This is a genomic window from Streptomyces sp. NPDC049627, assembly GCF_044465645.1.
Taxonomy (GTDB): Bacteria; Actinomycetota; Actinomycetes; order Streptomycetales; family Streptomycetaceae; genus Streptomyces.
The window spans coordinates 145872-169689 of the sequence record NZ_JBITLW010000017.1; the positions used below are offsets into that span (position 1 = coordinate 145872).

General features: G+C 70.3%; 22 protein-coding genes. 4 read left to right on the forward strand and 18 right to left on the reverse strand.

What is annotated here, in order from left to right:
• Positions 1–207 precede the first annotated feature (207 nt).
• The 14 genes from ACIBU0_RS37790 to pgsA all read right to left on the reverse strand — a co-directional run bounded on the left by ACIBU0_RS37790 (position 208) and on the right by pgsA (position 13007).
• Complete coding sequence (locus ACIBU0_RS37790; protein WP_398827791.1) at positions 208–756, reverse strand: adenine phosphoribosyltransferase; 549 nt, start codon at positions 754–756, stop codon at positions 208–210.
• Positions 753–1874, reverse strand: coding sequence for a protein translocase subunit SecF (secF, locus tag ACIBU0_RS37795; protein WP_398827793.1), 1122 nt, complete (start codon positions 1872–1874; stop codon positions 753–755). The genes ACIBU0_RS37790 and secF overlap by 4 nt, the downstream gene beginning before the upstream one ends.
• A 1-nt stretch (position 1875) precedes the next feature.
• Entirely contained in the window at positions 1876–3618 is a 1743-nt protein-coding gene (gene secD / locus ACIBU0_RS37800) for a protein translocase subunit SecD (protein ID WP_398827795.1), read from the reverse strand.
• A 133-nt stretch (positions 3619–3751) separates the two neighbouring features.
• Complete coding sequence (yajC, locus tag ACIBU0_RS37805; protein ID WP_398827797.1) at positions 3752–4261, reverse strand: preprotein translocase subunit YajC; 510 nt, start codon at positions 4259–4261, stop codon at positions 3752–3754.
• A gap of 187 nt (positions 4262–4448) precedes the next feature.
• Positions 4449–5519, reverse strand: a complete 1071-nt coding sequence (gene ruvB / locus ACIBU0_RS37810) for a Holliday junction branch migration DNA helicase RuvB (RefSeq protein WP_398827799.1) — start codon at positions 5517–5519, stop codon at positions 4449–4451.
• 43 nt (positions 5520–5562) lie between these two features.
• Positions 5563–6168, reverse strand: coding sequence for a Holliday junction branch migration protein RuvA (gene ruvA, locus ACIBU0_RS37815; RefSeq protein ID WP_398827801.1), 606 nt, complete (start codon positions 6166–6168; stop codon positions 5563–5565).
• Positions 6165–6707, reverse strand: coding sequence for a crossover junction endodeoxyribonuclease RuvC (ruvC, locus tag ACIBU0_RS37820; RefSeq protein WP_398827803.1), 543 nt, complete (start codon positions 6705–6707; stop codon positions 6165–6167). Before ruvC ends, ruvA begins: the two co-directional genes overlap by 4 nt.
• A gap of 170 nt (positions 6708–6877) precedes the next feature.
• Positions 6878–7630 (reverse strand): YebC/PmpR family DNA-binding transcriptional regulator, encoded by a 753-nt coding sequence (locus ACIBU0_RS37825; RefSeq protein ID WP_398827804.1) that lies wholly within the window; start codon positions 7628–7630, stop codon positions 6878–6880.
• 48 nt (positions 7631–7678) lie between these two features.
• Positions 7679–8287, reverse strand: coding sequence for a pyridoxal 5'-phosphate synthase glutaminase subunit PdxT (gene pdxT / locus ACIBU0_RS37830; RefSeq protein WP_398827806.1), 609 nt, complete (start codon positions 8285–8287; stop codon positions 7679–7681).
• Positions 8288–8312: 25 nt separating this feature from the next.
• A complete protein-coding gene (pdxS, locus tag ACIBU0_RS37835) occupies positions 8313–9218 on the reverse strand; it encodes a pyridoxal 5'-phosphate synthase lyase subunit PdxS (protein WP_398827808.1) in 906 nt (301 codons plus the stop codon).
• A 126-nt stretch (positions 9219–9344) separates the two neighbouring features.
• Entirely contained in the window at positions 9345–9887 is a 543-nt protein-coding gene (locus ACIBU0_RS37840) for a hypothetical protein (RefSeq protein WP_398827810.1), read from the reverse strand.
• A gap of 254 nt (positions 9888–10141) precedes the next feature.
• Positions 10142–11317, reverse strand: coding sequence for a glycosyltransferase family 4 protein (locus tag ACIBU0_RS37845; protein ID WP_398827812.1), 1176 nt, complete (start codon positions 11315–11317; stop codon positions 10142–10144).
• Positions 11314–12240, reverse strand: a complete 927-nt coding sequence (locus ACIBU0_RS37850) for a phosphatidylinositol mannoside acyltransferase (RefSeq protein WP_398827814.1) — start codon at positions 12238–12240, stop codon at positions 11314–11316. Before ACIBU0_RS37850 ends, ACIBU0_RS37845 begins: the two co-directional genes overlap by 4 nt.
• Positions 12237–13007, reverse strand: coding sequence for a phosphatidylinositol phosphate synthase (pgsA, locus tag ACIBU0_RS37855; RefSeq protein ID WP_398827997.1), 771 nt, complete (start codon positions 13005–13007; stop codon positions 12237–12239). The genes ACIBU0_RS37850 and pgsA overlap by 4 nt, the downstream gene beginning before the upstream one ends.
• Before the next feature lie 218 nt (positions 13008–13225).
• On the opposite strand from pgsA, the gene ACIBU0_RS37860 reads away from it, so the two are divergent.
• A complete protein-coding gene (locus tag ACIBU0_RS37860; protein ID WP_398827816.1) occupies positions 13226–15424 on the forward strand; it encodes an elongation factor G-like protein EF-G2 in 2199 nt (732 codons plus the stop codon).
• A 204-nt stretch (positions 15425–15628) separates the two neighbouring features.
• Positions 15629–17290 (forward strand): hypothetical protein, encoded by a 1662-nt coding sequence (locus tag ACIBU0_RS37865; RefSeq protein ID WP_398827818.1) that lies wholly within the window; start codon positions 15629–15631, stop codon positions 17288–17290.
• 126 nt (positions 17291–17416) lie between these two features.
• On the opposite strand, the gene ACIBU0_RS37870 is transcribed toward ACIBU0_RS37865, so the two are convergent.
• Positions 17417–17965 carry an HIT domain-containing protein gene (locus ACIBU0_RS37870; RefSeq protein ID WP_062722603.1) on the reverse strand — a complete coding sequence of 183 codons (549 nt, stop codon included), beginning with the start codon at positions 17963–17965 and terminating at the stop codon, positions 17417–17419.
• Between the two features lie 78 nt (positions 17966–18043).
• Between ACIBU0_RS37870 and ACIBU0_RS37875 the strand changes: the two genes are divergently transcribed.
• A complete protein-coding gene (locus ACIBU0_RS37875) occupies positions 18044–18703 on the forward strand; it encodes a potassium channel family protein (RefSeq protein ID WP_398827819.1) in 660 nt (219 codons plus the stop codon).
• A 34-nt stretch (positions 18704–18737) separates the two neighbouring features.
• Here the strand turns inward: ACIBU0_RS37875 and thrS are convergent, their stop codons facing one another.
• The 3 genes from thrS to ACIBU0_RS37890 form a co-directional block, all read right to left on the reverse strand.
• Positions 18738–20714, reverse strand: a complete 1977-nt coding sequence (gene thrS / locus ACIBU0_RS37880; protein ID WP_398827821.1) for a threonine--tRNA ligase — start codon at positions 20712–20714, stop codon at positions 18738–18740.
• A gap of 369 nt (positions 20715–21083) precedes the next feature.
• On the reverse strand, positions 21084–22313 hold the full coding sequence (locus ACIBU0_RS37885) for a hypothetical protein (protein ID WP_398827823.1): 1230 nt from the start codon (positions 22311–22313) through the stop codon (positions 21084–21086).
• Positions 22310–22876, reverse strand: a complete 567-nt coding sequence (locus ACIBU0_RS37890; RefSeq protein WP_398827825.1) for a DUF4365 domain-containing protein — start codon at positions 22874–22876, stop codon at positions 22310–22312. Before ACIBU0_RS37890 ends, ACIBU0_RS37885 begins: the two co-directional genes overlap by 4 nt.
• 167 nt (positions 22877–23043) lie before the next feature.
• Between ACIBU0_RS37890 and ACIBU0_RS37895 the strand changes: the two genes are divergently transcribed.
• The gene (locus tag ACIBU0_RS37895; RefSeq protein WP_398827827.1) at positions 23044–23772 is read left to right on the forward strand and encodes a 3'-5' exonuclease; all 729 of its coding nucleotides are present in this window, start codon (positions 23044–23046) and stop codon (positions 23770–23772) included.
• The last annotated feature ends 46 nt before the right edge of the window (positions 23773–23818 follow it).

A 23818-nucleotide genomic window follows, 5' to 3' on the forward strand; every position in this document is an offset into this window, starting at 1 on the left:
ACCGGTGAAACGCGAGGGGCTGTCGCCGGCATTCCGGAGGGGATGTGGAGGGCTGAGCTCCGTTGCCGACTGCAGCTACATCGTGGCTGGTCGCGCAGTTCCCCGCGCCCCTTTGGGGCGCGCTGCACGCCCCCCGTCACCCACGAAACGGCCGTCCCGGACTCCCCGGGACGGCCGTTTCGCAACGTGCAGAGCGTGGCTTCCGCGTCAGATCACCAGCAGCGCTTCCAGCGGGGACCCGGCCAGGGACGGCTCCAGGCGGGCGCGGCCGCCCAGGAAGCCCAGTTCCATCAGGACCGCCAGGCCTGCCACCTCGGCGCCCGCCCGGCGGATCAGCTGGATCGAGGCCTCGGCGGTGCCGCCCGTCGCCAGGACGTCGTCGATGACCAGGACGCGGTCGCCCGACGTCAGGTCCTCGGCGTGCACCTCGATCTCCGCCGAGCCGTACTCCAGGTCGTACGCCTGGCTGAGCGTCGCTCCGGGAAGCTTGCCCGCCTTGCGCACCGGGATGAAGCCGACGCCCGCGCGGACGGCGACGGGGGCGCCGAGGATGAAGCCGCGGGCCTCCAGACCGACGATCTTCGTGGCGCCGGTGTTGCCGGCGATCTCGGCCAGCGCGTCGGTGAGCGCCGTGAACGCCGCCGGGTCCGCCAGGAGCGGGGTGATGTCCTTGAACATCACGCCCGGCTCCGGATAGTCCGCCACATCGCGGATACGGCTGAGCAGAAGCGTCGTGACGTCTGCGGTCTCGGTCATCGGCGCTTCCCCGAGGGTCGGCCGCGGCCCCGGCCGCGGGACGCGGGCTGGTTGCGCGGGCCGACCACCGCGGGGGCCGCGTCCTCCGACTCGTCGATGTGCGCCTCGTCGTCGGCCCGGGCGGCCGGCGACTCGCCCTGCGCCGCGCTCTGGGCGCGCTTGGCGAGCACGCGCTTCTTCAGGGCCTTCATCTGCGGCTCGCGCTCCTTGAGGTCGGCGACGAGCGGTGTGGCGATGAAGATCGAGGAGTACGCACCGGCCGCAAGACCCACGAACAGCGACAGCGAGATGTCGTTGAGCATGCCCGCGCCGAGGAAACCGCCACCGATGAACAGCAGGCCCCCGACCGGCAGCAGCGCGACCACCGTGGTGTTGACGGAGCGGACCAGGGTGCTGTTGATCGAGCGGTTGGCGATGTCGCTGTAGGTCCAGCGGGTCTGCTTGGTGATGTCCTTCGTCTGCTCCTTGAGGCTGTCGAAGACGACGACCGTGTCGTAGAGCGAGTAACCGAGGATCGTCAGCAGACCGATCACCGTGCCCGGCGTGACCTCGAAGCCGACGAGGGCGTAGATGCCGACCGTGATGGTGATGTCGTGGATCAGGGCGACGAACGCGGCGAGCGCCATGCGCCACTCGAACGCGATCGCCAGGTAGATCACCACGAGGACGAGGAAGATCCCGAGGCCCTGCCACGCCTTGTTGGCGATCTGCTCACCCCAGCTGGGGCCGACCAGCTCGCCGGTGACGTCCTTCTCCGCGACGTCCAGGTCCTTGGCCAGGGCCGCGGAGACCTTGTCGGCCTCGGCGGTGTCGATGCCCGCTACCTGGATGCGGAGCGTGGCCTTTTCGCCACTGCCGAGCTTCTGGACGATCGCGTCGTGGCCGGACGCTTCTTCCGCGTACTCCTGTGCCTGGGACACCGAGACGGTGGCCGGGGTGTTGAAGACGGCTCCACCCTGGAACTCGATGCCCATGTTCAGGCCGCGCACCGCCAGGCCGACGATGGCCGTGATGGTGATCAGGATCGAGATGCCGTACCAGATCTTGCGGTTGCCGACGAAGTCGTAGCCGACTTCGCCACGGTGCAGTCGGGCGCCGAGGTTGCCGAGCTTCGACATCTCACGCCTCCTTCGTCTCGATGGGGGCGGAGGGACGCCGGGTGCGGCGCAGCGGCGGCCTGGCACCCAGTCGCTTGGGGTCGAGGCCCGACCAGCTGTGGCCGCTCGCGAAGAACTTCCTACGGGCCAGGATCGTCAGCAGCGGCTTGGTGAACAGGAACACCACGACCACGTCGAGCAGGGTGGTCAGACCCAGCGTGAACGCGAAGCCCTGGACCTTGCCGACGGTCACGATGAACAGCACCGCGGCGGCGAGGAACGACACGAAGTCGGAGACCAGGATGGTGCGCCGGGCGCGCGGCCAGGCCCGCTCGACGGCGGGGCGCAGCGAGCGACCCTCCCGGATCTCGTCACGGACGCGTTCGAAGAAGACGATGAACGAGTCCGCGGTGATGCCGATGGCGACGATGGCACCGCAGACGGCCGGCAGATTGAGCGCGAAGCCGATGGTCGGGCCGAGCAACGACATGATCGTGTAGGTCAGGGCAGCGGAGACCAACAGCGAGAGGATCGCGATGAACGACAGACCGCGGTAGTAGACCAGCAGGTAGATGATGACCAGGGCCAGACCGATCGCACCGGCGATCAGACCGGCCTTCAGCTGCTCACCGCCGAGCGCCGGGGACACCGTGGTGACGCTGTCCTCGCTGAACGTCAGCGGCAGGGCGCCGTACGACAGCATGTTGGCCAGGCTCTGAGCCGATTCCTGGTTGAAGTTGCCGGTGATCTCGGCGTTGCCACCGGCGATGGAGCGGGACACGCTCGGCGCGGAGACGACCTCACCGTCCAGGACGATGGCGAACTGGTTCTGCGGCGGCTGGTTCTTGGCCAGCTTGCCGGTGGTGGTGGCGAACTTCTTGCTGCCCGAGTCCGTGAACTTCATGGTCACGGTCCAGCCGGCGCCGGTCTGAGCCTGGAAGACGGCCTTGGCCTCGTCGACGTCCGTGCCGTCGACCTCGGCGGGGCCGAGGATGTACTTCTCCCACTGATCCGCCGAGTTCTGACCGCAGGCCACGGTGGGCTCGGTGGGCTTGGCGCCGTCTCCCGCCTTGGCGCGGACCGCTTCCTTCCTGCAGTCCAGCGCGGCGTACTGGGCTTCGAGCTTGCCGCTCGCCGCGTCGCCGGAGGGGGTGCTGCTCGCGGACGGGGAAGCGCTGGAGGACGCGCTCGCCGACGGCGAGGAGTCGGCCTTCAGGGCGTCGGTGACCGCGCGGCCCTGCGTGGTGGGGCTCGCCGACGGGCTGCCGGAGGGGGACGCCGAGGGGGTCGCCTTGCCGGAGTCGCCCGACGCACTGCTGGAGGCGCTCGGCGAGGGGGTGGGCGTCGCTCCGCCGCCGGACACCTCGGTGGCGATCACCGGACGGAAGTACAGCTTGGCGGTGGTGCCGACCTGTGCCCGGGCTTCCTTGGAGTTCGTGCCCTTGGGGATGTTGACGATGATGTTCTTGTCGCCCTGGGTCTGTACCTCGGACTCCGAGACGCCCAGACCATTGACACGGCGTTCCATGATCTCGACCGCGGTGTTCATGTTGGTCTTGTTGATCGCGGATTCCTGGCCGGGCTCGGCTTCCGCGCGGAGCGTGATGCTCGTGCCGCCGGCAAGGTCGATGCCAAGGCGCGGAGTGGTGTCCCCCGTTGCGAACATCCCTCCGGTGAGCGCCGCGATGGCGATCAGGATGAGGGCCAGCGAGCGCCCTGGCTTGCTCTGGGCGCTCGCGTTCCGGCCCTTCTTAGGTGCTGCCACCTTCTCGTACTCCCTCTCGGGCCGCCTCGCGCCGGATCAGCGGGCGGACGGCCATGACATGGTCTGGGGATCCCCGTGCGAGATCGGCATGCCCGGGGGCGCGCAGGCGTGACCTGCGCGCCCCGGTACATGGCTACTTCGCCTCGGAGTCGCCGTCGGTCTTCTTCGGCTCGTCGTCCGCCTTTGCCTCGGCGGCCACGGCGTCCTCGGACGGCTCCTCGGCCTCGTCCTTCGCGTCCTTCTCGTCCTTCTTGCCGAAGTCGACGGGCTTGTCGTCGGAGGCGGCGGCAGCGGCGGGCTCGTCGGCCTCGGTGAGGGAGGAGGCGTCGTCGGGGACGACGTCGGACTTCAGGTCGTGCTCGATGCCGTGCACGATGCGGTTGTACTCGTCGTCGGAGAGGACGGCACCGATCGCGTTCTTGGCGAAGAGGAGCTCCACGCCCGGGCCGGCGTCAAGGAGGACGGTGTCGTCGCTGACCTCCTTGACCGTGGCATACATGCCTCCGATGGTGCGGACACCGGATCCGGGCTGCATCTGGTTCCGCATGTCGGCGGCCTGCTGCTGCTTCTTCTTGGCCGACCGGGTCATCAGGAACATGGCCCCGATGAGCACGATGAACGGGAGGAGGGTCACGAGACTCACGGGTCGGAACTTCCTTCACACGACCGCGATGGTGAGCGGCCTTGATGGTTGGGGGATTGTGTGCCGCCGACAACGGCGGCATCGGCGGAGTCTAAGCGAGTCTCCGCGCAGGGAACAACGCTCAGCATGGCACCGGGGTTCCTGCTCCGGCCACTGAGCTCGCCGTCATGGCGGCATCACGGCGCCGTCACGCCCCGAACAGGTCCTGTTGTCCGTTTCCCGCAGCTGACGAACCGGGCGGGGTGAGGCCGAGATGTGCCCAGGCGGCGGGAGTGGCCACCCTGCCACGCGGGGTGCGGGCCAGCAGTCCCTCCCGTACGAGGAAGGGTTCGGCGACCTCCTCCACGGTCTCGCGCTCCTCCCCCACCGCGACCGCGAGCGTGGACAGGCCGACCGGGCCGCCGCCGAACAGCTTGAGCAGGGCCTCCAGGACGGCGCGGTCGAGGCGGTCGAGGCCGCGGGCGTCGACCTCGTAGACAGCGAGGGCGGCCGCGGCGATGTCCTTGGTGATGATCCCGTCGGCCTTGACCTGGGCGTAGTCGCGCACCCGGCGCAGCAGGCGGTTGGCGATACGGGGGGTACCACGGGAGCGACCGGCGATCTCGGCGGCGCCGTCGGCCTCGATCTCGACGTCGAGGAGGTGCGCGGAGCGGTGGATGACGCGCTCCAGCTCGGCGGGCTCGTAGAACTCCATGTGCGCGGTGAAGCCGAAGCGGTCGCGCAGCGGCGGCGGCAGCAGACCCGCGCGCGTGGTGGCGCCGACCAGGGTGAACGGCGGAAGCTCCAGCGGAATGGCGGTGGCGCCCGGCCCCTTGCCGACGATCACGTCGACGCGGAAGTCCTCCATCGCCATGTACAGCATCTCCTCGGCGGGCCGGGACATGCGGTGGATCTCGTCGAGGAAGAGGACCTCGCCCTCCTGGAGGGAGGAGAGGATCGCGGCGAGGTCGCCGGCGTGCTGGATGGCGGGGCCGGAGGTGATGCGGATGGGGGCGCCCATCTCGGCGGCGATGATCATGGAGAGGGTCGTCTTGCCGAGGCCGGGGGCGCCGGAGAGCAGCACATGGTCGGCGGTGGCGCCACGCGCGCGTGCGGCACGCAGGACGAGGTCGAGCTGTTCGCGGACCTTCTCCTGGCCGATGAACTCGTCCAGGTCCTTCGGGCGCAGCGCGGCCTCGACGGCCTGGTCCTCACGGTCGGCGGACGCACCGACGAGCCGCTCGGGGGCGGGGGTGTCGGTGGTGTCGTCCCAGTTCATGACGTGTGCCTCGGGTCTCGTGGTGGCTTAGGGCGATCAGGGCTCAACGAGCTCTGTTGAGCGTCTGCAGGGCGGCCTTCAGCAACTGGCCGACCTGGGGCGTGCCCTCGGTCGCCTCGGCCTGCGGTGCTACGGCGGCCACGGCCTCGTCGGCCTCGCGGGTGGCGTAGCCGAGGCCGATCAGGGCGGCGTGCAACTGGTCGCGCCAACCGCTGGTGACCGGCGTACCGACCGCGGGCGAGCCGATCGGCTCGCCCAATCGGTCCTTCAACTCGAGCAGCAGCTTCTGGGCGCCCTTCTTGCCGATGCCGGGGACGGCGGTGAGGGCCTTCTCATCGCCGGTGGCGACGGCTCGGCGCAGGGCGTCGGGCGAGTGGACGGCCAGCATGGCCTGGGCAAGGCGTGGGCCGACGCCGCTCGCGGTCTGCAGCAGCTCGAAGATCTGGCGCTCGTCGTCGTCGGCGAAGCCGTACAGGGTGAGCGAGTCCTCGCGGACGACGAGGGAGGTGGCCAGCTTGGCCTGCTGACCCATCCGCAGGCCCGAGAGGGTGTTCGGCGTGCACTGGACGGCGATGCCGATCCCGCCCACCTCGACCACCGCGGAGTCGGGGGCGAGGGCGGCGACCGGGCCGCTGACGAACGCGATCATGCGATACGGCCTTTCGATGAAGCCTTTGCTGTGTGCAGGGCCACGGCCTGCTGCAGTCGGTTCTGCGCGGGGGCGCGCCAGATGTGGCAGATGGCGAGCGCGAGGGCGTCGGCGGCGTCGGCCGGTCTGGGCGGGGCGCTGAGCCGCAGGAGGCGGGTGACCATGGCGCCGACCTGGGCCTTGTCGGCGCGGCCGCTGCCGGTGACGGCGGCCTTGACCTCGCTCGGGGTGTGCAGCGCGACGGGGATGCCACGGCGGGCGGCGCAGAGCATGGCGACGGCGCTGGCCTGGGCGGTGCCCATGACCGTACGGACGTTGTGCTGGCTGAACACCCGCTCCACGGCGACGAATTCGGGCCGGTGTTCGTCCAGCCACTGCTCGATGCCCTGCTCGATGGCGACCAGGCGGTGGCCCAACTCGGCGTCCGCGGGCGTACGGACGACGCCGACGCCGAGCATGGTGAGCGGGCGTCCGGCGACTCCTTCGACCACGCCGACACCGCATCGCGTCAGGCCCGGGTCCACCCCCAGTACGCGCACGCGCCCCTCCCTTTCGCTCTCCCCCAGCTTCGCCGGGCGGTACCCCCGGTTTGTGCAGGCTATCGGGTGCCACCGACAACGCCGGACAGCAACTCCCGGCAAAGCGACGGGCCGACGGGGATGCCCCGTCGGCCCGCTGAGCCCGTGAACTCCGTCGCGTCGCGGCAGCGCTACGCGTCGACCTTCTCCATGATCTCGTCGCTGACGTCGAAGTTGGCGAAGACGTTCTGCACGTCGTCGCTGTCCTCGAGCGCGTCGATCAGCTTGAAGATCTTCTTGGCGCCCTCTTCGTCGAGCTCGACCTGGACGGACGGGACGAAGCTGGAGTCGGCGGAGTCGTAGTCGATGCCGGCCTCCTGGAGGGCGGTGCGGACCGCGACCAGGTCGGTGGCCTCGCTGATGACCTCGAAGGACTCGCCGAGGTCGTTGACCTCCTCGGCGCCCGCGTCCAGGACGGCGGCGAGGACGTCGTCCTCGGTCAGCTCGCCCTTGGGGACGATGACGACGCCCTTGCGGCTGAACATGTACGACACGGAGCCCGGGTCGGCCATGTTGCCGCCGTTGCGGGTCATGGCGACACGGACGTCTGAGGCGGCGCGGTTGCGGTTGTCGGTGAGGCACTCGATGAGCACCGCGACGCCGTTCGGGCCGTAGCCCTCGTACATGATCGTCTCGTAGTCGGCGCCACCGGCCTCGAGACCACCGCCGCGCTTGATCGCGGAGTCGATGTTCTTGTTCGGGACCGACTGCTTCTTGGCCTTCTGGACGGCGTCATAGAGCGTCGGGTTGCCGTCGAGGTCGACGCCGCCCATGCGCGCCGCGACCTCGATGTTCTTGATCAGCTTCGCGAAGAGCTTGCCGCGCTTGGCGTCGATCACGGCCTTCTTGTGCTTCGTCGTGGCCCATTTAGAGTGGCCGGACATCTGCCTGTCTCCTTCGCGTAACCCATCTATGAACGAACGCCAGAGATCCTACAAGGACTCGGCCACCCGGTTCGCGTGCACCATGTCCACGAACAGGGCGTGCATCCGGTGGTCGCCGGTCAGTTCCGGGTGGAACGACGTGGCGAGCGCGTTGCCCTGGCGGACCGCGACGATGTGGCCGTCGTGCTCGGCGAGCACCTCGGTCTCGGCGCCGACGGACTCGACCCACGGGGCGCGGATGAAGACGCCCTCCACAGGATCGCCCTCGACGCCCTCGACGTCCACCGCCGCCTCGAAGGACTCGTTCTGCCGTCCGAAGGCGTTGCGGCGCACGATCATGTCGATGCCGCCGATCGTCTCCTGGCCCGAGCGCGGGTCGAGGATCTTGTCCGCGAGCATGATCATGCCGGCGCAGGTGCCGTAGACGGGCATACCGCTGCGCACGCGCGCGCGGAGCGGCTCCATCACGCCGAAGAGGATGGCCAGCTTGGAGATGGTCGTGGATTCGCCGCCGGGGATGACGAGGCCGTCGACCTCGGCGAGCTCTTCGGGGCGCCGCACCGGCCTGGCCACGGCGTCGGCCGCGGCCAGGGCGATGAGGTGCTCCCGTACGTCGCCCTGGAGGGCCAGGACGCCTATGACGGGTGCGTCAGTCATGAACGTGCAGTCCTTGGGGGGTTGCTTACCAGCCGCGGTTGGCGTAGCGCTCGGCCTCGGGCAGGGTGTCGCAGTTGATGCCGACCATGGCCTCGCCGAGGTTGCGGGACGCGTCCGCGATGATCTTCGGGTCGTCGTAGAAGGTGGTCGCCTTGACGATGGCGGCGGCGCGCTTGGCCGGGTCGCCGGACTTGAAGATGCCGGAGCCGACGAAGACGCCCTCGGCGCCGAGCTGACGCATCAGCGCGGCGTCGGCCGGGGTGGCCACGCCACCGGCGGAGAACAGCACGACCGGGAGCTTGCCGAGCTCGGCGACCTCCTTGACGAGCTCGTACGGGGCACGCAGGTCCTTGGCGGCGGCGTACAGCTCGTTGTTGTCGAAGCCGCGCAGCTTGGCGATCTCGTTCTTGATCTGGCGCAGGTGGCGGACGGCCTCGACGACGTTGCCGGTGCCGGCCTCGCCCTTGGAACGGATCATCGCGGCGCCCTCGGCGATGCGGCGCAGGGCCTCGCCGAGGTTGGTGGCGCCACAGACGAACGGCGTGGTGAAGGCCCACTTGTCGGAGTGGTTGACCTCGTCGGCCGGGGTCAGGACCTCGGACTCGTCGATGTAGTCCACGCCGAGGGACTGCAGGACCTGGGCCTCGACGAAGTGGCCGATGCGGGACTTGGCCATGACCGGGATGGAGACGGCATCGATGATGCCCTCGATCATGTCCGGGTCGGACATACGGGCCACGCCGCCGTCCTTGCGGATGTCGGCCGGGACCCGCTCCAGGGCCATGACGGCGACGGCGCCCGCGTCCTCGGCGATCTTCGCCTGCTCCGGCGTGACGACGTCCATGATCACGCCGCCCTTGAGCTGCTCGGCCATGCCGCGCTTCACGCGCGCGGTGCCGGTCTCGGGGGCCTGGTTTTCGGAGATGGACACGGGTGACCTCGCTCGGTGAAAGAGGGTTACTGCAAGCACCGAGGAAACGGGAGTGGACCAGTCCACAGCAAGGGCCAATGTGAAGCCCGTGGATCCTTTTGCCGGACCGTGCTGCGAACGCGCTGGTCAGGCGGCTCTGTCGACCAGTGCCGCAGGTGGCTCGTCGTCCATTTCGAAGGCCAGAGGGAAGGGCGCGTGTCCGGCCAGCCGGAACCAGCGGACCTTGCGGTGCTCGCGCAGTCGGCGGGCCGCTCCCACCGCGTCGTTGTGGAAGCGGCGGGCCATCGGTACCCGGCGTACCGCCTCCGTCAGCTCGCGGGCCGCCGCCTCTCCCCCGGGCGCCTCCCGTACGGCCTCCACCTGCGGGGTCTCGGCGAACACCGCCCGCAGCGCCTGGCTCAGCTCGCTCTCGGCGACCTCGCGGTGCTCCTCCTCGGCCTGGCGGGCGCCGTGGGCCGCCTCGTACAGGACGATCGACGCGGCCGGATCCAGTACGCCGGAGGTGGCCAGTTCCTGGGCCACGGAGGCGCGGCGCAGCAGCTGGGCGTCGAGCGCGGCGCGGGCCGCGTCGATCCTGGCGTGCAGGCGGTCGAGGCGGCCTGCGGTCCAGCTGAGGTAGAGGCCGATCGCGACGAGGGCTACGAGGATCCAGATGAGGGTTGCGGTCACGGGCGGCAGACTAGCTGCGCCGGGTCAGCCGGGTGTCGTGCGGGGCTGTGGTGGCCGTCGGTGGTTCTCGCCCCCGCAAGCCCCTACCCGTCCCATCCTTGAAGGGGCTCCGCCCCTTCGACCCCGGTCCCTGGGGGCCTGCGGCCCCCAGACCCCGCTTTCGGCCCTGAAGGGGCCTCGTCCTCAAACGCCGGACGGGCTGAATGACGCGGGCCGGCGTCGAGAGCTCTTCCCCATGAGTCCCGCCAGTCCCGTCAGTCCCTCGCCAACCCCAACCGCGCCCGAAGCCCGCTCCCGCCGCCCCCGGCCCTCTCGTCCGCCGCCACCGCCGCGGCGCCCGCCGTCACCGTCTCGTAGACCGACAGGATGTCCGCGCCGACCGTCGACCAGTCGAAGCGCCGTACGTGGGTGCTGCCGCGCTCCCGCAGTTCCGCCCGTCGCGCCGGGTCGCCCAGGAGCCGTACGGCCGCCTCGGCCAGCGCGTCGGCGTCCTCGTTGGTGAAGAGTTCGCCCGCCGCGCCCTGGTCGAGAACCTGGGCGAAGGCGTCGAGGTCCGAGGCCAGGACGGGTGCCCCGGCCGACATGGCCTCGACCAGGATGATGCCGAAGCTCTCGCCGCCGGTGTTGGGGGCGACGTACAGGTCGACGCTGCGCAGGAAGCGTGCCTTGTCCGCGTCGCTGATCATGCCGAGGAACTCCACGCGGGAGCGGAGTTCGCGGGGCAGGGACTCCACCGCTTCCTCCTCGTCGCCGCGGCCCGCCACGAGGAGCCGGGTCTGCGGTCGGGCGGCGAGGATCTTCGGGAGGGCCTTCATCAGGACCGGCAGGCCCTTGCGGGGCTCGTCGATGCGGCCGATGAAGCCGAGGGTATCGCCCTGCCACTCGGGGTTGGGCTCGGCCTTGGCGAAGAAGTCGACGTCCACGCCGTTGGGGATGACCACCGCGTCGCCGCCCAGGTGTTCGACCAGCGTGCGGCGGGCGTACTCGCTCACCGCGATCCGGGCGCTGATCTTCTCCAGGGCGGCCTGGAGGATCGAGTACGCGGCGATCATCGCCTTCGACCGGGGGTTGGAGGTGTGGAACGTGGCGACGATCGGGCCCTGCGCCGCCCAGCAGGTCAGCAGGCCCAGGGACGGCGAGGTCGGCTCATGGATGTGGACCACGTCGAACTCGCCGTCGTGCAGCCAGCGGCGCACGCGTGCCGCCGACAGGAAGCCGAAGTTCAGGCGGGCCACCGAGCCGTTGTACGGGACCGGAACGGCCCGGCCCGCCGAGACCACGTACGGCGGGAGGGGGGTGTCGTCATCGGCGGGTGCCAGGACGGACACCTCGTGGCCGAGCCGGATGAAGTACTCGGCGAGGTCGCGGATGTGGAACTGCACGCCGCCCGGTACGTCCCAGGAGTACGGGCAGACGATGCCGATCTTCACGGGCGCTCCCCGGCCGGACCGTCGACGGGTCGTGGTTCGAGGTCGGCGAGCCACAAGCGCTGGAGCATGTGCCAGTCCTCCGGATGTTCGGCGATCCCTGAGGCGAAGGCGTCGGCCAGCGCCTGTGTCATGACAGACGTCTTCTCGGCCCGGGTACCTGTCTCGGGTACCTCGATCGGGGGATGCACCCGGCCCTGCATGACGGGCGAGTCGTCGTACCAGAGCGTGACCGGGAGCAGGAGCGCCCCCGTCTGCTGGGCGAGGAGAGCCGGGCCTGCGGGCATGCGGGCCGTGGCGCCGAAGAAGTCCACCTCGACGCCGGAGGCGGACAGGTCACGGTCGGCGACCAGGCAGACCAGGCCGCCGTCGCGCAGTCTGCGGGCGAGCGTGCCGAAGGCGGCGCCGCCGTTGTGCGGCAGGACCTCCATGCCGAGGCCCTCGCGGTAGGCGACGAAACGGTCGTACAGCGTCTCGGGCTTGAGGCGTTCGGCGACCGTCGTGAACGGCGTCTCGAGTTTGGTGGTGACCCAGGCGCCCGCGAGGTCCCAGTTGGCCAGGTGCGGCAGGGCGAGGATGACGCCCTGGTCGGAGGCCAGGCCGTCGGTCAGGTGGTGGACGTCCTTGGGGTCGAAGCCGTTTCTTATGCGCTCGGCGCTCCAGGCGGGCAGCCGGAACGACTCCATCCAGTAGCGCAGGTACGACCGCATGCCCGCGCGCGAGAGCTCGGCAAGGCGCTGTGGGCTCGCGTCGGGCACCACGCGCGCGTAGTTGCTCTCCAGCCGCTGCACGCCCTTGCCGCGCCGCTTCCAGGCGAGGTCGGCGATGGTGCGGCCGAGTCGCACGGCGGCCGGCTCGGGGAGTTTCTTGACCGTGCCCCAGCCGAGGCCGTACAGCGCGTCCGTGAGCCGCTCCCGGGCACTCACTTGGCGGCCTCGCTCCCATGAGAGGCGTTCTGCTGAGCGGCGCTCTGCGGCTTCTCCTGCGCGGCGGCCGCCTCGTCCGCCTCCGCCTCCGCCGACTCGCGGCGGACCGTGACGACCCGCTGGATCAGCGTGACGAGGCTGCCGACGGCGACGATCCACAGGGCGACGGGCAGCAGGTACTGGATGCCGGGTACCCCGAACTTGTGCAGGCCCGCGAAACCGGCCGCGACCAGCGAGATCACCAGGCGCTCGGCCCGCTCGACGAGGCCGTTGACCGCGACCGGCAGGCCGATCGATTCGCCACGGGCCTTGGTGTACGACACGACCTGGCCGCTGGCCAGGCAGAAGATCGACACGGCGCACAGCACGAGGTCGTCGCCGCCACCGGCGTACCAGAGGGCGAAACCGCCGAAGATCGCGCCGTCGGCGACCCGGTCCAGGGTGGAGTCCAGGAAAGCGCCCCAGCGGCTGGAGCGGCCGAGCTGGCGGGCCATGTTGCCGTCGACGAGGTCGGAGAACACGAACAGCGTGATCACGACCGTGCCCCAGAAGAACTCGCCCCTGGGGTAGAAGACCAGCGCGCCGGCCATCACGCCGGCGGTGCCGATCAACGTGACCATGTCAGGGCTGACGCCCCGCCTGATCAGAAATGCGGCGAACGGCGTGAGGACACGCGTGAAGAAAGCACGCGCGTACTTGTTCAGCATGGCCTTCCCGAGGGTCGGTACGGGCGCCGTGCGGCCCTTGCTGGCCACCGGCTGGCCCATCGTAGCCACGCGCGCGTGAGTGCGACCGCCGGGCACTCGTACCCGGGCCGGTCGGCCCGGTCCACGGGTGCCGGACGGCGCGATCACGTCCTTCGTATGGACGCACCGTGACGGGAGTGGAAAGCTCGAAGAACCGCGGGCGTCACCGGAGCCGCCATCGCACGCGGATCCGCATGTCCGCGCCCACAGTGACCTCACCGTGCACGGGAGGCAGGATCATGGGCGACAAGGCGAACGCACACCCCGGAGCCGCCGGCAGGGCTACAGCGGCCGACCACCCCGCGTCCGTACGGAATGTGGTGCTGGTCGGCCACAGCGGATCCGGCAAGACGACTCTGGTGGAGGCTCTCGCGCTCACCGCGGGGGCAGTGAACAGGGCGGGCCGTGTGGAGGACGGCGGCACCGTCTCCGACTACGACGAGATCGAGCACCGGCAGCAGCGCTCGGTGCAGCTCTCCCTGGTGCCGGTCGAATGGGACGGCATCAAGGTCAACCTGCTGGACACCCCCGGATACGCCGACTTCGTCGGGGAGCTCAGGGCCGGTCTGCGCGCGGCGGACGCGGCCCTTTTCGTCGTCTCCGCCTCGGACGGCGTGGACGGCTCGACCCGCATGGTGTGGGAGGAGTGCGCGGCCGTCGGCATGCCGCGCGCGATCGTGGTCACACACCTGGAGGCCGCGCGGGCCGACTACGAGGAGATGACGCGGATCTGCGCGGAGGCCTTCGGCGGCGACGACCCCGACGCCGTGCTCCCGCTGTATCTGCCGCTGCACGGCCCGCAGGGCCCGGACGGGCACGCGCCCGTGACCGGCCTGGTAGGGCTGCTGTCACAGAAGCTGTTCGACTACTCGTCCGGAGAGCGCAAGGAGTCCGAACCGGACGACGACCGGCTGCCGGAGATCGAGGAGGCCCGTAACCGGCTGATCGAGGGGATCATCGCGGAGAGCGAGGACGAGACCCTCATGGACCGGTATCTCGGCGGCGAGCAGGTCGACGTCAAGACGCTGATCGAGGACCTGGAGCGAGCCGTCGCGCGCGGCACGTTCTTCCCGGTGCTGGCCGCCGCCCCCGCGGCCGACGGTGCCCGGCAGGGACTCGGCACGGTCGAGGTGCTCGAACTGGTCACGCGGGGCTTCCCGACACCGCTGGAGCGCGAGGCGCCCCGGGTCACCACGGTGGACGGCAAGCCGCGCGAGCTGAAGCTGTGCGATCCGAACGGGCCGCTGGTCGCGGAGGTCGTGAAGACGGCGTCCGACCCGTACGTCGGGCGGGTGTCGATGGTCCGTGTGTTCTCCGGCACTTTGCGCCCCGACGAGACGGTGCACGTCTCCGGGCACGGGCTGGCCGACCGCGGACACGAGGACCACGACGTCGACGAGCGGATCGGCGCCCTGTCCGCGCCCTTCGGCAAACAGCAGCGGACGCTCACCCACGCCATCGCGGGCGACCTGGCCTGTGTGGCGAAGCTGAGCCGCGCGGAGACCGGCGACACGCTGTCGGCCAAGGACGACCCGCTGCTGATGGAGCCCTGGCAGATGCCCGACCCGCTGTTGCCGCTCGCCATCCAGGCGCACAGCAAGGCGGACGAGGACAAGCTGTCGCAGGGCCTGTCCCGGCTGGTCGCCGAGGACCCGACCATGCGGCTCGAACAGAACCAGGACACCCACCAGGTGGTGCTGTGGTGCCTGGGTGAGGCGCACGCGGACGTGGCCCTCGAACGGCTGCGCAGTCGCTACGGCGTGCAGGTCGACGTCGTCCCGCACAGGGTGTCCCTGCGGGAGACGTTCGCCAGCAAGTCGGCGGGCCGCGGCCGGCACGTCAAGCAGTCCGGCGGGCACGGCCAGTACGCCATCTGCGAGATCGAGGTGGAGCCGCTGCCGGGCGGCTCGGGCATCGAGTTCGTCGACAAGGTGGTCGGCGGCGCGGTGCCCCGGCAGTTCATCCCGTCGGTGGAGAAGGGCGTAAGGGCCCAGGCGGCCAAGGGAGTTGCGGCCGGCTACCCGCTCATCGACGTCCGGGTCACGCTGCTCGACGGCAAGGCGCACTCCGTGGACTCCTCCGACGCCGCGTTCCAGACGGCCGGCGCGCTCGCGCTGCGGGAGGCGGCGGCGGACGTGAAGATCCATCTGCTGGAGCCGGTGGCCGAGGTGTCCGTCCTCGTCGGCGACGACTACGTCGGCGCCGTGATGAGCGACCTGTCCGGGCGGCGCGGCCGCGTCCTCGGCACCGAGCAGACCAGCGGTGGCCGCACCCTCATCAAGGCCGAGGTGCCCGAGATCGAGATCGGCCGGTACGCCGTCGACCTTCGGTCGCTGTCCCACGGCACCGCACGCTTCAACCGCAACTACGCGCGGCACGAGCCGATGCCGCCGCAGCTGGCAGAAAGGATGCGTGAAGAGGCGCGCGCCGCCTCGTAGTCGGCGCCCGGCGCCACGGAGTGGCATCTCACCATGCCACCGAACAGCCTGTGCGGAACGCTCCCCTCCGCGTCGGCGGGCGGCTTCGGCCGTCCGCCGACGGTTGTCGGTGGCGGGGGATACGCTGATCATTGATCAACAGGTGTGCGCGGTACGGAAGTCGGGAAGGCCGCAGAAGCGACAGTGCGGCGATCGGGGGCGGGAATGACCGTTGAGAGCGGTTACGCGGACATCTTCGGTCCGCAGGTGCCTCGCACGGCCGGCGAGGGACAGACGGCGACGTTCGCGCTGGCCTCGGCGGCCTATCGGGACAACCCCTACGAGGACATCAAGAAGGCCGACAACGAATGGCACCAGACCGACGTCAAGGCAGGCCGCAAGTGGGCGAAGATCTTCCGGCCCAACCTGGGTGAGGCCTACTCCCGGGCCGTGGTCGACCGCATGCTCGGCAGTGGCCGCAAGCCCCTGATCCAGTCCTTCGGCACCGAGCCGCAGGTCGTCGTCGAGCACTGTCTGGCCGCCAACAACATCCGCAAGGCCCGCGACCGGACGCTGAGCGCCATCATGGTGATCTGCGGCGTGCTGTTCCTGCCCGGGCTGCTGGTGTGGCTCCTGGTCTTCCAGCTGCGGACCACCATCACCAAGCGGGACGAGAAGCGGGGCGGCGCGCTCGCCTCCGCACTGCTCGTCGCGGTGGGCGCGCTCGCCGTGATCTTCCTGATCCGGATGCCGTTCACCGGCTTCTGGGCCTGGTATGCGCGGGCCTCGGTCGTCATGCCCGTGATCGGCTGGTACTGGGCCAAGCTGGTCTGCGAGCGCACCGCGCGGGACCTGCGGGAGCGGTGGGACAGCCTGCTGGCCGGCAGCAGCGTCGGCGCGAAGGTTCCGGAGGCGGTGCCGACCAGCCCCAGCGAGACGCAGGCCGAGCAGCTCCGCCAGTCCCTCGCCAAGCTCAGCGCCGAGCAGCAGTCCAACTCCGTCTTCTACGCCGGGCCCAAGGGCATACTCGGGATGGGCACGCGCTGGGGCAGCTGGCAGCTGGCGGAGGACCTGGTGCCGGCCGACCCGACCCGGGAGATCCACCCGTTCCGCAGCTGGGACGTCATCCGCTCGATCCACGATCAGCTGCGCATGCTGGAGCGCGGTCCGCTCAACACCGGTGGTTTTCCCAAGCCTTCGATACGCCACTGGGTCGTCACGCCGATCGCCGAGGGCGCGAAGGCGGTGTCCCGGCCGGAGGGCACGGACGTCGAGGCCTACCAGGTCAAGTCGCACGCCATACAGGACATCTGCAACAAGCAGCAGTTCGGCAGCGGTGACCGGCACTACCTGGGCGTCCAGTGGACGCTCTGGGACGGCCAGTTGATCATCACCATGCTGATCACGGTGACCGTGCTGCACGAGACGCTGCGCATCGAGGTCACCGGGCACGCCCTCGGTCCGGTGAACGGGCTGTTCCAGGAGAAGCCGGAAGCGCCGACCAAGGAGGTCGCCAAGTCCCTGAAGCCGTGGGAGACGCGGAAGATCAAGCTTCCCCTGGTGAACACCGACGAGGTGGTACGCCTGGCGGTCCGGGCCCCGATCTCCTGGTATCCGCCGCTGCTCAACTGGCTGGGCGGGACGATAGGGCTGCCGGAGCCTTTCGGGCTCCGGCATGCGTGGGCGGATCAGCCGTGGCGGCACCGGTTCATGGCCGACGATGCGCTGCGGGCGGCCACACCGGTGCTGCGGGTGGTGCATGCGGCGGCGATCAAGGTGCTGGACGAGAACGGCGTGGACACCGAGAAGTTCGGTACGCGGTCGGCGTTCCTCAGCACGGCTGTGCAGGATCCGACGCCACGGAAGGCCGACCTCTACGACGCGTAGGCCTCCGGCGGTCGAGCCGTGTGGGGGTGGGTCTGGTCGGGCGCAGCCCCCGGACCCCCCTTCGGCCTGACGGCCTCGTCCTCAAACGGCCGGACGGGCTGATTGATGTCACCGCCGGCCCGAACATCAAGCCGTCGGCCAGGCCTCCGCCAGCATCTTCCGGGTGTCGGCGAGCAGCTGCGGCAGCACCCGCGTGTGCCCCACCACCGGCATGAAGTTCGTGTCGCCGCCCCAGCGCGGGACGATGTGCTGGTGGAGGTGGGCCGCGATGCCGGCGCCGGCGACCGTGCCCTGGTTCATGCCGATGTTGAAGCCGTGGGCGCCCGATGCGGTGCGCAGGGCCGTCATCGCCTGCTTGGTCAGGGCGGCGAGCTCGACGGTCTCCGGCTCGGTGAGGTCGGTGTAGTCGGCGACGTGACGGTAGGGCACGACCATGAGGTGGCCGCCGTTGTACGGGTACAGGTTGAGGACCGCGTACACCTGCTCGCCGCGCTTGACGATCAGCCCGTCCTCGTCGGACTTGGCCGGGATCGAGCAGAAGGGGCAGCCGTCGTCCGCTCCGGGGCCGGTCGGCTTGTTCTCACCCTGGATGTAGGCCATCCGATGGGGCGTCCACAGACGCTGGAACGCGTCCTGGATCCCCACTCCCCACTGCTGCTCCGGCTCACTCGTCATGCGTGCAGCATATGGCTTCGTCCGTTCGAGGCGTGTCGCCGGGCCTCGCACCGCATCACTGCGAGCCAAGCTGAGCCGATGGACGCTCGCACTCGTATGGCCCGCTGGGAGCAGCGCACCGAGGTTCCTCTCGCGGTCGCCTCGGTGATCTTCGTCGCCGCCTACGCACTCCAGGTCCTGGGCCCCGACCGGCTGAAGGACGCCTGGATCGACCCCGGTCTCGCCATGATGCTCGCCGCCTGGGCCGCGTTCGCCGTCGACTACGTCGTGCGCTGGCGGCTCAGCGGACAGCGGCTGGGCTTCGTGCGGACGCACTGGCTGGACACCGTCGTGCTGGTGCTGCCGCTGCTGCGGCCGCTGCGGTTCGTGAAGCTGTACGAGGCCTTGCAGCGCAGGCACGGTGAACCGCGGCTCGCCCTGCACGCGCGCGTGATGGTCTACTCCGGGATGTCCACCGTGCTGCTGGGTTTCACGGGTGCCCTGGCCGTCTTCCAGCAGGAGCGCGGGGCGCCGGGCGCGACCATGCGGACCTTCGGGGACGCGGTCTGGTGGGCGTGCTCCACCCTCTCCACGGTCGGGTACGGCGACGTCACCCCCGTCACCCCGGTCGGGCGCCTCATCGCGGTCGGGGTGATGGCCGTCGGCCTGGCGCTGCTCGGTGCGGTGACGGGCACCTTCGCCTCGTGGCTCCTGCAGACCTTCTCCCGGGAGGGCGACGAAAAGCCCCCGAAGAGCTGAACTCTCCGGGGGCCCTCGATGTGCGTGTGCCGGATCAGACCTGCGTCCGCTCCTCGACGACCTGCGCGATCTTCGCGATGGCCTCGTCGAACGGGATGCCGTTCTCCTGCGAGCCGTCACGGTAGCGGAAGGAGACGGCGTTGTTCGCCATGTCCTCGTCGCCCGCGATGACCATGAACGGCACCTTCTGCTTCTGGGCGTTGCGGATCTTCTTCTGCATCCGGTCGGAGGAGGAGTCGACCTCGACCCGCAGGCCCTTCTTCTTGGCGGCCGCGGCGAACTTCTCCAGGTAGTCCACGTGCCCGTCGCCGATCGGGATGCCGATCGCCTGGACCGGGGCCAGCCAGGCCGGGAAGGCGCCCGCGTAGTGCTCGAGGAGCACGGCGAAGAAGCGCTCGATCGAGCCGAACAGCGCACGGTGGATCATGACCGGGCGCTGCTTGGAGCCGTCCGCGGAGGTGTACTCCAGGTCGAAGCGCTCCGGCAGGTTGAAGTCGAGCTGGATCGTCGACATCTGCCAGGTGCGGCCGATGGCGTCCTTGGCCTGGACGGAGATCTTCGGACCGTAGAAGGCGGCGCCGCCCGGGTCGGGCACCAGGGGCAGGCCCTGCTTCTCGGCGACCTGGCGGAGGGTCTCCGTGGCCTCCTCCCAGACCTCGTCGGAACCGACGAACTTCTCCGGGTCCTTCGTCGACAGCTCGAGGTAGAAGTCGGTCAGGCCGTAGTCGCGCAGCAGGCCGAGGACGAAGGTGAGCGTCTTGTCGAGCTCCTCCGACATCTGCTCGCGGGTGCAGTAGATGTGCGCGTCGTCCTGGGTGAAGCCACGCGCGCGCGTCAGGCCGTGCACGACGCCCGACTTCTCGTACCGGTACACGGTCCCGAACTCGAAGAGGCGCAGCGGCAGTTCACGGTAGGAACGCCCGCGCGCGTCGAAGATCAGGTTGTGCATCGGGCAGTTCATGGGCTTGAGGTAGTAGTCCACGCCCTCGTCGAGCTGCATGGGCGGGTACATGCCCTCGGCGTACCAGTCCAGGTGGCCCGACGTCTCGAAGAGCTTCCCCTTCGTCGCGTGGGGGGTGTAGACGAACTCGTAGCCCTCTTCCTCGTGGCGCCGGCGCGAGTAGTCCTCCATGACCCGGCGGACGATGCCGCCCTTGGGATGGAAGACCGCGAGGCCGGAGCCGATCTGCTCGGGGATGGAGAACAGGTCGAGCTCGTTGCCCAGCTTGCGGTGGTCGCGCTTCTCGGCCTCGGCGAGGAAGTCCAGGTAGCCCTTGAGCTCGTCCTTGGACGGCCAGGCGGTGCCGTAGATGCGCTGGAGCATCGGGTTCTTCTCGCTGCCGCGCCAGTAGGCGGCCGCGTTGCGCATCAGCTTGAACGCCGGGATCGCTCGGGTCGACGGCAGGTGGGGACCGCGGCACAGGTCCTTCCAGCACAGCTCGCCGGTCTTGGCGTCCAGGTTGTCGTAGATCGTCAGCTCACCGGCGCCGACCTCGACGTCCGCACCGTCGTCGCTGGAGGCGGAGCCCTTGAGGCCGATGAGCTCCAGCTTGTACGGCTCGGCGGCCAGCTCCTCACGGGCGGCCTCGTCGGTCACGGCACGGCGGGAGAAGCGCTGCCCCCGCTTCTGGATCTCCTGCATCTTCTTCTCGATGGCCTTGAGATCCTCGGGCGTGAACGGCTTCTCGACGTCGAAGTCGTAGTAGAAGCCGTCCTTGACGGGCGGGCCGATGCCCAGCTTGGCCTCGGGGAAGAGCTCCTGCACGGCCTGCGCCATCACGTGCGCGGTGGAGTGGCGCAGGATGTTCAGACCGTCCTCGGAGGAGATCTCGACGCCCTCGACCTCCTCGCCGTCGGAGAGCACGTACGACAGGTCCTTGAGCTCGCCGCCCACGCGCGCGGCGATGATCGAGCGCTCGCCGGCGAAGAGGTCGGCGGCCGTAGTGCCCGTCGTCACCACGCGCTCTTCCCGCTCGGAATCGCGTTGGATGATCACACGGACGTCTGACACCGGTCTCTCCTGACTGCAGGTGGGGTGCGGCGCCATACCAGGAGCGCGCGCATTACGCGATCGTACCGACCCCGGACCCCCGACCGCGAAACGGTGGCGCTCCGCTATGAGTGCCGTAATCGGCCGTCGGTCGTCCGCGGCTTCGTCGTGGCTGGTCGCGCAGTTCCCCGCGCCCCTAGGGGGCGCTGCCGGAACCGCAGCCCGGCTCCCCCTGCCCACCAGCCCACACCAACGCCGGGCCACGGCCCACCAACAGCCACTGTCCCGACGACACCGGCCGCGAGGGAGCCGCATGTGGCGCCCCGCAGGCGACCGAGCCAGGATTCAGCACCCCAGCTGCAAGGCCTCGCCCCTTGGACGCCGCCCCCGTCAGTCCCCTCCGTCCTCCCCGCCGCAAGCCTCCTCAAAAAAGTCCAGATCCTCCTGCAGCGACTTCATCAGCCGATCCCGCTCGGCCTCGTCCACCTGCACCGGTACGACCCCGGAGGCCCCCGTGACCTTGCGGAACCCGCCCCGGCTCTCCAGCCGCCCGTGCACCCGCACCGGCAGCCCGACGAGGTGCGCGTGCCCGGCGATGCGGTACGCCTCCTCGTCGAGGGTCAGCCGGACGTGCGGGACCTCGGCGCCCGCGAGGACCCGCAGCCGTACGGTGCCCTCCCCACGCGGCCCCGACCTGCGCATCCGTACGACCGCACCCGTGAGCCTGACCGGCACGGACGGTTCCTCGCGCAGATAGCGGGCCCCGGCCTCACGCAGCACGGGCAGGTCGCCCGGCGAGAACTCGACCGGCTCGACACCGGCCACGCAGTCCTCGGGTACTCCGGCCGCGGGTGCCCACTCGACGGCGACGCGGGCGCCCTCGGTCCCGCGTACCAATGCCACCAGCGCTTCGGTGAGCTCACGGCTGACGCCGGCTTCGACGGCGCCGTCGAAGGCGTCCATGCCACCGGTGGCCCGCTGGTAGTCGATGGCCTCGCGGGCTGCGTACAGGGCCTGGTGGAGGCGTACGGCGAGCGGGCGCCCCGTGCCGACGGGCACGAAGGCGGTGAGGCCGCCGCCGGCCGCCGCGGGGCCGACGAGGACGCTTTCCAGCATCGCGGCGGCCGAGCGGCGGTGCCGGGCGCCGTAGTAGCCGGCACGCGCGCGTGTGGCGAGCGCCGCGGCGAGGAGCATCCGGCGGGCGGCGGTGCGCAGTTCCTCCTCGACGGTCCAGGGCGCGGCCCCGACCGGCCCGCTGGGCGCGTCCCGCCACCAGCGGATCTCGTCGCTGGGCACGGCGAGTCCGACCAGTACCTCGCGCGCGGAGGGCGTGCCACTGCGGGACAGGGCGACGAGGGCCTCGCCGAGCAGGTCGTCGCTGTCGGGGAAGGCGCGGGACTCGGGGACGAGCAGACTGGTGCCGTTGCCGCCCGGTCCGGGCGGGGTCCAGCGGCCGTAGCGCCCCGCCGCTCCCCCGCGGCGCTGCCAGCCGTGCCGGTGCAGCAGGGCGCTGAGCACGGCGGGGTCGACGTCGCCCGGCTCGGGGGGACGGTCCCAGGACGCGTCGACCGGGTGCGGCCGTACCGGTCGCAGTGGCTCCTCCAGGGGGCGGTGCGTCATGGTCTGCCTCCGGTCCCGACCCGCGTCATGATCTCGCAGAGCGCCCGGTCGTCGAAGATGCGTGAGGTCGGTATCCGCACGCTGGTCCGCCGCCGCCCGGTGATCGCGTGGCCGGCCAGGTTGACCCAGTAGCAGCAGTGCCGCAGATCGAGCCGGTCGTGACCGGCGCGCAGCCACTGCTCCTGGGAGCGCGGCACGATCATCACGACGAGGATCTTGTGCACCGAGACCGGGGTGCGGGCGAGCTTCGCCAGGTGGTCGTTGTCGAGCGTGAAGGAGAAGAAGCGGCCGGGCGGGTTCGGTGCGATCTGGTAGGTCGCCTTGAGCTGCACCTTGATGGTGACCTCGTCGTCGACCGTGTGGCCGGGCGCGCTGTGGCTGACGTGCCAGTCGATGCCGTTGTCCGGGAACGGCTGGGAGAGCGAGCATCCCGCCGCCGCCGCGACGGCGTGCAGATAGCCCACCTGCAGTGTCTCCATGCAGGCGGTGGTGGCGAGTGAACCGCGATGAGGACCCGTGCGTTCGGGCAGCAGCCCGCCCCGCTCGGGCTGCGCTATCGCCATGACGAACAGCCTTCCACGCCGAGTCAATCCCCGTCCGGGCCGCTGAACTGCAAAGACCCGCACTCCTGTTGTGTCCCTCCGGCGTACGGCGCAAACGGTCCGGGTATCACCAAACGGGCAGAAGACGGTGCGTCAGCTGCCGTTGGTGAACGAGGGGTTGTGTAGGTATGGCGTGCTGGTATGAGGGCCCGCTGGCGGCATTCGACACGGAGACGACAGGTGTGGACGTCGAGACCGACCGGATCGTGTCGGCGGCCGTCGTCGTCCAGGACGCCCCGGGTACCCGGCCGCGGGTGACCCGGTGGCTGGTGAACCCGGGTGTTCCGGTGCCGGAGGCGGCGACGGCGGTGCACGGACTGACGGAGGATCACCTGCAGCGCAACGGCCGCTGGCCGGCGCCGGTGATGCAGGAGATAGCCGAGGAACTGGCCGGACAGGCGGCGGCGGCGCGGCCGCTCGTCGTGATGAACGCGCCGTTCGATCTGACCTTGCTGGACCGCGAGTTGCGCCGGCATCGCGCCTCGTCCCTGGACCGCTGGTTCGAGGCGACGCCGTTGCTGGTGCTCGATCCACGGGTCCTGGACAAGCATCTGGACCGCTATCGCAAGGGCCGCCGCACCCTGACCGACCTGTGTGCGCACTACGGCGTGACACTGGACGGCGCTCACGACGCGGCGGCGGACGCGCTGGCCTCGCTGGAGGTCGTACGGGCGGTGGGGCGCCGTTTCGCCGCCCGCCTCGAGCGCCTGTCCCCCGCCGAGCTGCACACGCTGCAGGCGGTGTGGCACGCGGCGCAGGCGCGTGGGTTGCAGGCGTGGTTCGCCCGCAGTGGCAGTGAGGAGGCGGTGGACCCGGCGTGGCCGCTGCGTCCGGATCTTCCGGCGGAAGCCGCGTGAACAGCGGAAAAGCCGGTCCGCGTCAGGCGGACCGGCTTTCTCCCGG

Excerpts from the sequence above, each read along its gene's own strand:
- ACIBU0_RS37790 (WP_398827791.1), bottom strand. The coding sequence starts at position 756 with ATGACCGAGACCGCAGACGTCACGACGCTTCTGCTCAGCCGTATCCGC.
- secF (WP_398827793.1), bottom strand. The coding sequence starts at position 1,874 with ATGTCGAAGCTCGGCAACCTCGGCGCCCGACTGCACCGTGGCGAAGTC.
- ruvB (WP_398827799.1), bottom strand. The coding sequence starts at position 5,519 with ATGAACTGGGACGACACCACCGACACCCCCGCCCCCGAGCGGCTCGTC.
- ruvA (WP_398827801.1), bottom strand. The coding sequence starts at position 6,168 with ATGATCGCGTTCGTCAGCGGCCCGGTCGCCGCCCTCGCCCCCGACTCC.
- ACIBU0_RS37825 (WP_398827804.1), bottom strand. The coding sequence starts at position 7,630 with ATGTCCGGCCACTCTAAATGGGCCACGACGAAGCACAAGAAGGCCGTG.
- pdxT (WP_398827806.1), bottom strand. The coding sequence starts at position 8,287 with ATGACTGACGCACCCGTCATAGGCGTCCTGGCCCTCCAGGGCGACGTA.
- pgsA (WP_398827997.1), bottom strand. The coding sequence starts at position 13,007 with ATGGGCCAGCCGGTGGCCAGCAAGGGCCGCACGGCGCCCGTACCGACC.
- ACIBU0_RS37860 (WP_398827816.1), top strand. The coding sequence starts at position 13,226 with ATGGGCGACAAGGCGAACGCACACCCCGGAGCCGCCGGCAGGGCTACA.
- ACIBU0_RS37865 (WP_398827818.1), top strand. The coding sequence starts at position 15,629 with ATGACCGTTGAGAGCGGTTACGCGGACATCTTCGGTCCGCAGGTGCCT.
- ACIBU0_RS37870 (WP_062722603.1), bottom strand. The coding sequence starts at position 17,965 with ATGACGAGTGAGCCGGAGCAGCAGTGGGGAGTGGGGATCCAGGACGCG.
- ACIBU0_RS37875 (WP_398827819.1), top strand. The coding sequence starts at position 18,044 with ATGGACGCTCGCACTCGTATGGCCCGCTGGGAGCAGCGCACCGAGGTT.
- ACIBU0_RS37885 (WP_398827823.1), bottom strand. The coding sequence starts at position 22,313 with ATGACGCACCGCCCCCTGGAGGAGCCACTGCGACCGGTACGGCCGCAC.
- ACIBU0_RS37890 (WP_398827825.1), bottom strand. The coding sequence starts at position 22,876 with ATGGCGATAGCGCAGCCCGAGCGGGGCGGGCTGCTGCCCGAACGCACG.
- ACIBU0_RS37895 (WP_398827827.1), top strand. The coding sequence starts at position 23,044 with ATGGCGTGCTGGTATGAGGGCCCGCTGGCGGCATTCGACACGGAGACG.